This is a genomic window from uncultured Mailhella sp. (assembly GCF_905187505.1).
In the GTDB taxonomy this organism is placed as follows: domain Bacteria; phylum Desulfobacterota; class Desulfovibrionia; order Desulfovibrionales; family Desulfovibrionaceae; genus Mailhella.
The window spans coordinates 1-11,117 of the sequence record NZ_CAJJIC010000078.1 but is presented as its reverse complement, the minus strand read 5'-3'; the positions used below and the strand labels follow the sequence as shown (position 1 = coordinate 11,117).

Below are 11,117 nucleotides of genomic sequence, written 5' to 3'. Positions count from 1 at the left end.
TCGCGGTCACCACACAGGGGGCGGAAAAAATTGAGGAAGGGAAAGTCTGGGGCGCCCCGGTGGGAGGAGGAGGTTTTTGGGGGGGGGGGTGGGGGGAGGGGGGGGGGGGTGGGGGGGGGAGGGGGGAGTCCCTTTTTCAAAAGGGGCTCCCCCTTCCCCCGCCTCTCTCTGATTCCTTACCAAACCAAAAAGCCTCCGGCTTTTGCCGGAGGCTTTTTGTCAGTGATTCTGTTTGCGCAGGTAGGCGGGGCTGTCGTCTTCTTCTATGGTGAAGTCTTCAGCGGGCTCCTGATACTGCTTGGCCCGTTCCTGGTAGCGCAGGTAGGTGGGGATGTCGGTATCGTCCTGCGGGTATTCGCTGTAGAGCTTGGGACGGGAGAGTATTTCGTGCGGGTCGCGCACGTGGCGCTGGCGGTAGCCCTGCACCACGGGGGGCACGTTCTGGTCGTGGCCGCCGTTCATGGTGACCACGGTGCCGGTGGCGGGCTTGTTCGGCTTTTCGGCCTCGGGTTCGATGCCCGTGGCGATGACGGTGATGCGTATCTCCTCGCCGCAGCTTTCGTCCAGCGACATGGCCACCACGATTTCGGGATCTTCGCCGTTGGGACCGCGGGCCGCCTCTTCGATGTAGGACGCGGCGGAGCTGAATTCATCCATGCCGATGTCCTCGTTGGCGGTGATGTTGACCAGCATGGCCTTGCAGCCCGTGATGGAAAGGTCTTCCAGCAGGGGGCTCGTGATGGCGCGCTTGGCGGCGTCGAGGGCGCGGTTGTCGCCCGAGGCGCGGCCTTCGCCCATGAGGGCCATGCCCTGACGGCTCATGACGGTGCGCACGTCGGCGAAGTCGGCGTTGATGAGACCGGGCTTGGTGATGAGGTCGGTCACGCCGCGCACGGCATCGTAGAGCACGTCGTCGGCCTTCTTGAGCATTTCCGTCACCTTGGCGTTCTTGGGCGCGATGGCGAGCAGGCGGTCGTTGGGAATGATGACCAGACTGTCGACGTGCTGCTTGAGCTCTTCAATGCCCTTGAGCGCGGCCTTCATGCGCTTTTCGCCTTCAAAGCGGAAAGGCTTGGTGACCACGCCCACGGTGAGCACGCCCTTTTCCTTGGCGACCTTGGCGATGACGGGAGCCGCACCGGTGCCGGTGCCGCCGCCCATGCCTGCGGTGACGAAGACCATGTCCGCGCCGTCGATGACCTTGCGGATGTCCTCCACGCTTTCCTCGGCGGCTGCCTGGCCCACTTCGGGCTTGGCGCCGGCGCCGAGGCCTCGCGTGAGTTCCTTGCCGAGCTGGATGTGCTCCTCGGCAAGGGAGCGCGAGAGCGCCTGCATGTCGGTGTTGGCGCAGATGAAGGACACGCCTTCGAGGCGGGAGTTGATCATGTTCTGCACGGCGTTTCCGCCGCCGCCGCCCACGCCTATGACCTTGATTTTTGCGGCCTGTTCTGTATCGGGAACCATATCGTCCATAATAGCATGTCTCCGGGTGTTCGACAGATTAACGAATATCTCCGAACCAGCGCTTCATGCGTTCCCACACCCCGTGGAACAGGCTGGATTCGGCGGCGGAAGAGGGGGCGTTCGCAAAGCGGACGGGCGCTTCCTCACTTTCTTTTTCCGCCCCATAGAAAAGCAGGCCTACGGCCGTGGCGAACTTGGGGTTGTTGATGACGTCCTTCAGGCCGCCCACGTTGCGGGGATAGCCCAGTCTCGTGGGAAGCTGAAAGATTTCTTCCGCAAGTTCCGCACAGCCGGGAATGAGAGCCGCGCCGCCCGTGAGGACGACGCCCGCGCCGAGCTGGCGCTTGAGCCCGGAATGTTCCAGCTCCTGATACACAAGCGCAAGGATTTCTTCCATGCGGGGTTCGCAGATTTCAGCAAGAACGCGGCGTTCCACCGTGCGGGAAGGCCGCCCACCCACGCCCGGAACCTCGATGGTCTCGTCGGGACGGACCATGTCGGTAAGGGCGCAGCCGTATTTGATCTTTATCTTGTCGGCCGCGGAAATGGAAGTGCGCAGGCCGAAGGCGATGTCGCTCGTGAGATTGTTGCCGCCGAGAGCCACGGCGCCGGTATGCTTGATGGCGTTGTTCGCGAAAATGGCGATGTCGCTCGTGCCGCCGCCGATGTCCACGATGGCCACGCCAATTTCCCGCTCCTCTTCCGTGAGCACGGACTTGGAGGAGGCGAGAGACTCGAGCACGATGTCGGACACGTCAAGATCGCTCCTGTTGCAGGAACGGATGATGTTCTGTGCCGAGGTGACCGCGCCCGTGACGATGTGCACGTTGGCCTCGAGACGTACGCCGGACATGCCGATGGGGTTGGCGATGCCGCGCTGTTCGTCCACGATGTAGCCCTGGGGCAGAATGTGGATCACCTCGCGGTCCATGGGAATGGCCACGGCCTTGGCCGCGTCGAGCACGCGGTCCACGTCGTGCTGCGTCACTTCGCCGCCGCCCTTGATGGCGATGACCCCGTGACTGTTCACGCCCTTGATGTGGCTGCCCGCGATGCCGGCGTACACCGACTTGATCTCGCAGCCGGCCATGAGCTCGGCCTCTTCCACGGCCTTGCGTATGGACTGAACCGTCTGGTCGATGTTGACCACCACGCCCTTGCGCAGACCATTGGAGGGACTCGTGCCTATCCCGATGATATCTATTCCGTTTTCGGAGGGTTCGCCGACAACGGCGCAGATTTTTGTCGTGCCTATGTCAAGGCCGACGATGAGTTCGGATTTTGGCATTGATAAGCTCCCCATGACCTGAGCATACCTGTGAAAGGAGATGCCTCATTAAATATGGACTTGAAAAAAGCAGCACAAAAATGACGAATTGTCCAGCATTTTTTTGCCGGATAACCAGTCTGCCGCAAGGCGTTGCGGGCCTTGAAAAGCCGCGCGTCATTAGAGAGGGAAAAGGGCTATTCCTGCTCTGTGGCCTTCGTCATCCACACCTGGCCGTCGGCCGCGCGGATGCTGGTGACCATGACGGTTTCCTTCCTTTTTTCAATGTCCGTAACCACCGAAGCTATGCGCCGGAGATTGTCCTTCCAGTTCTCGACGCCTATGCTCAGACGGAGTCTCCGGGTTTCCCAGTAAAGCTCGAAGCCTCCGCCTGCGCTCAATCGTATCCATGAAATCTGGGATATGTCAAAGGGAAAACCGGCGTGTTTGAATTCTTCCACGAATTCGGCCACCATGGGCAGGGCCTCGTCGCCGCCGGGGCCGATTTCCAGCACCGGCAGAGAGCGGAAGTTGTTCGTGGAAACGGGCGCGATGATTTCTCCTTTTGCGTTCACGTAGTAGAGCGTGCTGTCCTTTCTTGCGCAGAAGAGCGGCACGCGTTCCCTGACCGTGATGATGAACGATCCGGGCAGAGAACGCCGTATGGACACGTTTTCTATCCACGGGTTGTCCACGAGCTTCTGTTCGGCCTCGTGCACGTTGACAAGCAGGCTGTTTTCCCCCTTGCGCAGGCCGCAGGCCTCAAGAATGTCTTCGGTCTTCACCTGCGAGTTGCCCGTGACCTTTATGTCCGTGATGGAAAAATACCGGCTCGTGGTGCAGAAGTTGTAGGCCTTGACGAGGCCGATGCCCGCGCCGAGGAAAAAAAGACCCACGAGAGCAAGGGCGAGCAGCCCGCGCACCACGAGAAACACCCCGCGGGAGCTCACGTGGATGGACGGCAGGCTCACGCCAGGACGGCGCTTCGTCTTTTTCGGCCGTTCCACGCTCTTCTTGCGGTTCACGCCGGACCTGCGGGAACGCGAGGGCGCCTCCGTGACGCTCCTGCGCTTCTGCGAGTAGGAATTGCGCCGCGAGCGGCCGCCGCCTAACAGGGACATGACGACCACTCCTTCACTTCCATGGAGAGCCTTATGCCGAACTTCTCGAACACGGCCTTCTGCGCCTCATGAATGAGGGCGAGCGCATCGTCGCTTCTGCCGGGCAGACCGCACTTCATGTCGTGCACGAGAAAGTTGGCGTGCATGGGCGAAAAGTACATGGCTCCGAGTCTTCGGCCCTTCATGCCCGCTTCGTCCAGCAGCTTTCCGGCGGAGAGCCCCTCCGGGTTCTGGAACACGCAGCCCGCCGTATGCTCATGCACGGGCTGCCCGCTCTTCTTGTGCAGAAAGTTCTTTTTCACGGCCTCGCGCACGCTGCCGGGAGCGGCCTGACGCAAAGACAGCACCACGGAAACGCTCATGTACCACAAAGGGTCCCCGGTCAGGGAGAAATGCCGGTAGCTTGCCTTCCATCCTTCGGGGGAGAGCGTGTGCAGCCCCCTTTCCGGCGTGAACACGTCGAGCGAGCGCATGAGAGGCGCGGTGCTGCATCCGTAGGCCCCGGCGTTCATGGCCACGGCTCCTCCCACCCTGCCGGGCACGCCCACGAGACCTTCGAGTCCCGCAAGCTCGTGCGCCGCGCACCAGGAAAGAAGATGCGGCACCCTCATGCCCGCGCCTGCGCGGATGAGCGTGCGCGGCCCGTCAGGGCCGTCTTCTTCGCCGAGAACTTCAGGTTCCGCAGCGCCGCCGTCCGGTCCCTTCGCCCCGAAGAGCGGACGCAGCACGACAAACGGCAGATCGCCGTCGTGCACGAGCAGATTGCTCCCGCCGCCGAGAATGCGCACGTCCGTCTGTCCGGCGAGAACATCGGCAAGGCGCAGGCAGTCCTCCGGGGTTTCGAGACGTATTTCCGCAAGGGCGCGGCCTCCGAGACCGAGCGTCGTGAGCGGAGCGAGGGCAGGTCTGTCGATGATTTTCACGCCATATTCTCCAGCACGCGGGGGCCCACGGTGGTCACGCTGCCCGCACCCTGGGTGATGAGCACGTCGCCGGGACGAAGATCGGTCCTGAGCGCTTCCACCACCTCGTCGAAGTTCGGCTTGTAGCACACGTCGGTCTTGGAGAACTGACGGATGCCGAGCGCAAGGTTCACGCCGTTCACGCCGGGAATGGGCGCTTCGCTCGCCGGATAGATTTCCGTGAGATACAGCTTGTCCACGTTGCCGAAGGTCTGGCAGAATTCGCCGAACAGCGCCTGCGTGCGGGAGAAGCGGTGCGGCTGGAACACCATGACGAGGCGGCGCCCCGGAAAGACCTGGCGGGCCGTGCGTATGGTGGCCTGGATCTCCGTGGGATGGTGGCCGTAGTCGTCGATGACCGTGATGCCGTTCTTCTCGCCCTTGAGCTCGAAGCGGCGGCCCACGCCGGAGAAGGCGGCGAGCCCTTCCGCGCACTTTTCGGGCGCGATGCCCGCCTGAAGCGCCACGCCTATGGCGGCGAGCGCGTTCAGAATGTTGTGGCGTCCGGGCTGGGAGAGCGTGACGTTTTCAAGAATCTTCTTTTCCTGCCCGTCGCGGCCTCTCAGCCACACGTCGAAGCGGTTCACGGCGTCGCATTCGACGATCTCGCCGCGGATGCGGCAGTCGCGGCCGAAACCGTAGGTGACGAACGGACGCTTGATGCGGGGAATGAGACGGCGCACGCCAGGATCGTCGGCGCAGATGACGTTCATGCCGTAGAAGGGCACCTTGTTCATGAAGGCCACGAAGGCGTCGTCGATGGCGTCCTGCGTGCCGTAGTGGTCGATGTGGTCGTAGTCCACGTTGGTGACCACGTTGATGATGGGAAACAGGCACAGGAACGAACCGTCGGACTCGTCGGACTCGGCGATGAGGTATTCTCCCTGCCCGAGATGCCCGTTGGCGCGGTAGGCGTTGAGAAGGCCGCCGATGATGACCGTGGGATCAAGGCCGGCGGCGTCGAAGATGGCCGCGGTGAGAGACGTCGTGGTGGTCTTGCCGTGCGTGCCCGCCACCGCGATGCCCGTGCGCAGACGCATGAGCTCGGCCAGCATTTCCGCGCGGGGAATGACGGGAATGCCGCGTTCCCTGGCGGCCTGCACTTCGGGATTGTAGTCGGACACGGCCGAGGAGCGCACCACCACCTGCGCGTCGCCGAGGTTTTCGGCGGCATGGCCGAGATGGATGACGGCCCCGAGGCTGCGCAGACGCTGCACCGTGGCGCTGTTTGCGAGGTCGGAGCCGTGGACCGTGTAGCCCAGGTTGAGGAGCACTTCGGCAATGCCGCTCATGCCGGAACCGCCGATGCCTATCATGTGTATGGCGCGAATCTTGTTGTTCATGTGTGACTCGAATTATTTGGAGTTGTCGCCCGCAAGGGCCAGAAGGACGGAGGCCACGGAATCGGCCGCGTCGGGACGGGCCAGGGAAAGCGCGCCTTTCCGCATGGCGTCGAGGCGCTCCCCGTCCTTCAGAAGATCGATGAGCATGGGGGCGAGAGAGCCGTCCGCAGCCATGGCCTCGGCCTTTTTCTGCGGCAGAAGAATGCCGCCGCCCGCTTCTTCCATGGCCCGGGCGTTGCTTGTCTGATGATCGTGCGCGGCATAGGGGAAGGGAATGAAGACCGCAGGCGTGCCCGTGGCGGCAAGCTCCGCCATGCTCGTGGCTCCCGCGCGGCACAGCGCAAGGTCGCACTCCGCGTAGGCCTTCGCCATGTCGTGGATGAAGGGATGCACGATGCGGTCGGTCTCCTCCGCGGGAACGCCCGCTTCAAGATAGCCGCGGCGCACGCTTTCGTATTCGTTCGCGCCGGTCTGATGCAGAATGTCCACGCCCGCTTTACGCAGGGCGGGCAGCATGGAGACGACCATGTTGTTGATGGCCCTCGCGCCCTGCGAGCCGCCCATGACGAGAAGTCGCTGCGCGCCCTCGCGCACGCGGTGCAGGGTGCCGAGCGTGGCGATGTCCGCCCGTATGGGGTTGCCGGTAAGCACGCACACCTCTTGCGGGAAGCTGGCGCCCACGGCGGGCTGGTTCCAGGAGAGGCACACGCGCTTCACCATTCTGCCGAGAATGCGGTTGGCCGCGCCCGCTATGGCGTTCTGTTCGTGCAGGGCGGCGGGGCGTCCCATGAGGCGGGCCGCAAACACGGAGGCGAAGGCCGCGTAGCCGCCGAAGCCCATGACGGCGTCGGGCGAGAAGCGGCGCACGATGCCCATGGCCCGCACGATGCCCGCGGCCATGGCGAACATGGCTGCGACGGCCCGGGGGCCGCGGCCGATGAAGCCGCGCACGGGCAGACCTTCAAAGGACACGCCCGCCCGCTGCACGATGTCTCTCTCCGGGCCGTACTCGCCGCCCACGAAAAGAATCTCTATGTCGGGCCGACGCTTTCTGAGGGCCTCGATGACGGCAAGGGCGGGGAAGATGTGTCCGCCGGTGCCTCCGGTGGTGATGATGATGCGAAGGGCCATGCTTACTCCCGCGCAGTTCGAGAATAGTTGAGCAGAAGCCCCGCGCAGATCATGTTCGCGAGCAGGCTGCTGCCGCCGTAGCTGATGAAGGGCATGGCGATGCCCTTGGGGGGAACGTTGCCTAAGATGACGGCCATGTTGAGCAGAAAGCTCAGGGCGATGACCAGGGTGAGGCCGTAGGCGGAAAGCCTGTCCCTGAGGTTCCGCTGACCGAGCACCACACGATAGCAGCGATAGAAGAAGAGCGCAAACAGCACCATGACCACGGTGATGCCCACGAATCCCGTCTCCTCGCCGATGATGGACATGATGAAGTCGTTGTGGGCTTCGGGCAGATACACGGTCTTCTGTATGCTGCCGCCGAGTCCCACGCCGAAGATGCCGCCGCTGCCCAGGGCCAGCAGGCTCTGCACGATCTGATAGCCCGAGCCCTGCGCGTTGGCGAAGGGTTCGAGATAGGCGGTCCAGCGGGCCCAGCGGTAGGGCTCCACGATGATGAGGGCCACCACCAGCACGGCCGCGAGAATGAGCACCATGACGAGGTAGCCGCCGCGCGTGCCGCCGCCGAGACACATGAAGAACAGTATGGCCAGCATGATGATGGTGCCGCCGAGATCGGGCTGGAGCACGAGCAGCAGGCACATGAGAAGGGTGATGAGCGTGGGCGGCAGAAGGCCGCGGCTGAACTCGCGTATCATGGCCTGCTTGGAGCTCATGAAGTACGCAAGATACATGACGAGCGCGATGCGCGCGAACTCCATGGGCTGCACCATCATGAAGTGGAAGTCGAGCCAGCGCTGGGCGCCGTTGATCTTGGGCCCGATGAGCAGGCACAGCACGAGCAGCACCATGACCACGGCTATGCCCCAGTAGTGCAGCCTGTTGATGAACGAGCGCGGCAGCCAGCACAGAAGCGCCACGATGACGCCGCCGAGCAGCATGGTCTGAAGCTGACGGTGGAAGAAGTGATAGGACTCGTCGTAGGTGCGCTGACTGATGGGGCCGCTTGCGGAAAGCACGGCCACGAGCCCCACGCACAGAAGCAGAAGCAGAAGCGCGAGCAGCCACCAGTCCACGGGCCCGGGAGGAATGGCAGGTTCGGGCGCAGGCTGTTTTTTCTTGCGCAGGTTCATGCCTTCCCTTCCTGCATGGCTGTGACGAGGTCGCGGAAGTGATTGCCGCGCTCGATGTAGTTCTTGTATTGATCGTAGCTCGACGTGGCGGGCGCAAGAAGCACGGCGTCGCCGGGAAGGGCAAGGGTGCGGGCCCGTGCCAGAGCCTCGTCCATGGAGGCGTCCCAGGTGACGGGCACAACGTCCTTCCATGCAGGCTCGAAATGCTCGCGCGAAGCGCCGTAGAGCGCCACGGCGCGCACGTGCTCTTTGAGAAGCGGACGCATTCCTTCCACGTCGCCCCCCTTGAACTTGCCGCCGGCAAGCAGCACGACGGGCCGGTCGAAGGCCTGGAGCGCCACTTTGAGCGCCTCGATGGTGGTGCACTTGGAGTCGTTGACGTACTGCACGCCGTTTATGTCGGCAACGTGCTCCAGACGGTGGGCGATGGGCGCAAACTCGCGCATGGCGCGGGCGGCCTCGTCGCGGGTGACGTCGAAGAGCGAGGCCGCGAGAAAGGCGGCCTCGGCGTTGCTCTGGTTGTGCGCGCCGATGAGGCGGGTGTCCGGAAAGGGACGCGCGCCGGGCGTGAGATAGACGACGCGGGCCTTCATGCCGTACTCCTCGGGAAGGCGGGAGAGCGCAGGCGAGAGAATGGCCACGTCGTGCTCGGTCTGCCGGGCGAAGAGGCGCATTTTTGCGTCGGTGTACTCCTTCATGTCCTTGTGGAAGTCGAGATGGTTCTCGGAAATGTTGAGCAGTATGCCCACGCGAGGATGAAGAGTGCTGCACGTCTGAAGCTGGAAGCTCGAAAGCTCGAGCACGACGACGTCGGCCTTCGGCTCGCCGCGGCGTCTGGCAAGCACGTATTCCGAAAGCGGCACACCGATGTTGCCGCCCGTGAACACGCGCAGGCCGTGGGCCTCGAGCATGGCCGCGACGAGGCTCGTGGTGGTGGTCTTGCCGCTCGTGCCCGTCACGCCGATGACGGGTTCCTTTTCAAGAAGCCGCCAGGCAAGTTCCGTTTCGGCCATGATTTCCGCCTTCGAGCCGTCGGCGCGCACGGGCAGCAGCGGTTCGATGACGGCCTTTGCCGCGGCCGGGCTCGGAATGACGAGCTCCACCCCCTCGAAGTACTCGGGCGCGTGTTCCCCGCCGAAGACGGGCACGTTGTTTTCCGACAGCCACGCGGAAAATTCCGCGGGCATCTGTTCCGGCTTTTTTTCCAGCAGGCGCACCTCCGCGCCCATCTCATGCAGCAGACGCACGGCGGCGCGGCCGCTTCTGCCCGCGCCGATGACGGCGACGCGGCGGCGGGAAAGATGGAAGGCACTCATGACGCAATTCCTCAGCGCAGTTTGAGAACGGAAAGAGAGATGATGGCAAGAAGCACGGAGATGATCCAGAACCGGACGATGATCTTGGATTCCGGCAGCGGATGATCTCCTTTCTGAAAATGATGATGCAGAGGCGTCATGCGGAAAAGACGCCTGCCGTGCGTGGCCTTGAAGAAGCCCACCTGCATGATGACGGACACGGTTTCCATGACGAACACGCCGCCCGCCACGATGAGGATGAGTTCCTGCTTGCAGAGCACGGCGAGAAAGCCGAGCACCCCGCCGAGACTGAGCGAACCCACGTCGCCCATGAACACCTGGGCGGGAAAGCAGTTGAACCACAGAAAGCCGAGGCCCGCGCCCATGAGCGCGCAGCACAATACCGTGACCTCGCCCACGCCCGGCACGGCGGGCACCTGAAGATAGGCGGCGAAGTTCGCGTGGCCGGCCACGTAGATGAAGATGGCGTAGACCATGAAGCACATGACCGCGGGCAGTATGGCGAGGCCGTCCAGACCGTCGGTGAGGTTGACGGCGTTCGAGGAGGCGATGAGCACCACCACGGCGAAGACCACGTAGAAGACCCCGAGGTCGGGCATGAACTGCTTGAAGAAGGGCACGGAAAGACGGCTGGAATAGGCCGGTTCCATGAGCAGCAGGCTTATGGCCGCCACGGAAACCACGATGAGACCGAACATCTTGGCGCGGGGCGAGAGCCCCTTGTTCTCATGGTGGCGTATTTTGGCGTAGTCGTCCACGAAGCCCACCACGCCGAAGCCCACGAACACGAGCAGCGTGAGCCAGATGTACACGTTGGACAGATCGGCCCACAGAAGCGTGGAGAAGACGACGCCCGCCATGATGAGCAGCCCGCCCATGGTGGGCGTGCCCGCCTTGGCCTGATGCTCGGGAACGTAGGAGAGTATGGGCTGTCCCACCTTGAGGGCCGTGAGCTTCTTGAGAAACCACGGGCCGGTGAGTATGGTGAAAAGCAGCGCGCAGATGAGCGCTCCCGCGGATCGGAACGTGATGTAGCGGAAGACGTTCAGCAGGGAAACGTCCTGACTGAAGGGGACGAGAAGGTTATAGAGCATGGCTTTTCTGTTCCATGAAGAGGGTTACGAGACGCTCCATCCGGTTGACGCGGGAGCCCTTGAAGAGCACGAGGCCTTTTCTGCCGTCGCGACGGGTCTCTTCCCAGCTCTTCAGGGCGGGCAGAAAGTCCGTGCTCTGCGGCACCTCGGCAAAGAAGCCCGCAAAGCGTTCTTCCTCAAGTCCTTCCTTCACTTCGGCGGCATGGCCGCCCGTCCAGAACACGGCCGCGCAGCCGGATGAGGCCAGAATGCGGCCGAGCCTTCTGTGTTCGACCTCGGCCAGGTC

General features: G+C 63.3%; 9 protein-coding genes and 1 pseudogene. All 10 read right to left on the bottom strand.

Features of this window, described 5'->3' with window-relative positions; all coding sequences use genetic code 11:
• Window positions 1-219: 219 nt before the first annotated feature.
• The gene (ftsZ, locus tag QZZ60_RS07885; protein WP_295640227.1) at window positions 220-1,473 is read right to left on the bottom strand and encodes a cell division protein FtsZ; all 1,254 of its coding nucleotides are present in this window, start codon (window positions 1,471-1,473) and stop codon (window positions 220-222) included.
• Window positions 1,474-1,501: 28 nt separating this feature from the next.
• Entirely contained in the window at window positions 1,502-2,752 is a 1,251-nt protein-coding gene (gene ftsA / locus QZZ60_RS07880; RefSeq protein ID WP_295640224.1) for a cell division protein FtsA, read from the bottom strand.
• Window positions 2,753-2,928: 176 nt separating this feature from the next.
• The gene (locus tag QZZ60_RS07875; protein ID WP_295640221.1) at window positions 2,929-3,852 is read right to left on the bottom strand and encodes an FtsQ-type POTRA domain-containing protein; all 924 of its coding nucleotides are present in this window, start codon (window positions 3,850-3,852) and stop codon (window positions 2,929-2,931) included.
• Window positions 3,840-4,775, bottom strand: coding sequence for an FAD-binding protein (locus tag QZZ60_RS07870; RefSeq protein WP_295640218.1), 936 nt, complete (start codon window positions 4,773-4,775; stop codon window positions 3,840-3,842). Before QZZ60_RS07870 ends, QZZ60_RS07875 begins: the two co-directional genes overlap by 13 nt.
• The gene (gene murC, locus QZZ60_RS07865; protein WP_295640215.1) at window positions 4,772-6,157 is read right to left on the bottom strand and encodes a UDP-N-acetylmuramate--L-alanine ligase; all 1,386 of its coding nucleotides are present in this window, start codon (window positions 6,155-6,157) and stop codon (window positions 4,772-4,774) included. The genes QZZ60_RS07870 and murC overlap by 4 nt, the downstream gene beginning before the upstream one ends.
• Window positions 6,158-6,169: 12 nt before the next feature.
• Window positions 6,170-7,288 (bottom strand): undecaprenyldiphospho-muramoylpentapeptide beta-N-acetylglucosaminyltransferase, encoded by a 1,119-nt coding sequence (gene murG, locus QZZ60_RS07860; RefSeq protein WP_295640212.1) that lies wholly within the window; start codon window positions 7,286-7,288, stop codon window positions 6,170-6,172.
• 2 nt (window positions 7,289-7,290) lie between these two features.
• Window positions 7,291-8,421: a putative lipid II flippase FtsW gene (ftsW, locus tag QZZ60_RS07855; protein ID WP_295640209.1), complete on the bottom strand. Its 1,131-nt coding sequence runs from the start codon at window positions 8,419-8,421 to the stop codon at window positions 7,291-7,293.
• Window positions 8,418-9,737, bottom strand: coding sequence for a UDP-N-acetylmuramoyl-L-alanine--D-glutamate ligase (gene murD / locus QZZ60_RS07850; RefSeq protein WP_295640206.1), 1,320 nt, complete (start codon window positions 9,735-9,737; stop codon window positions 8,418-8,420). The genes ftsW and murD overlap by 4 nt, the downstream gene beginning before the upstream one ends.
• 11 nt (window positions 9,738-9,748) lie before the next feature.
• Window positions 9,749-10,831, bottom strand: coding sequence for a phospho-N-acetylmuramoyl-pentapeptide-transferase (gene mraY, locus QZZ60_RS07845; protein WP_295640203.1), 1,083 nt, complete (start codon window positions 10,829-10,831; stop codon window positions 9,749-9,751).
• Window positions 10,821-11,117 (bottom strand): annotated as a pseudogene (locus QZZ60_RS07840) (hypothetical protein); the annotation flags it as partial. The gene mraY and the pseudogene QZZ60_RS07840, both read right to left, overlap by 11 nt.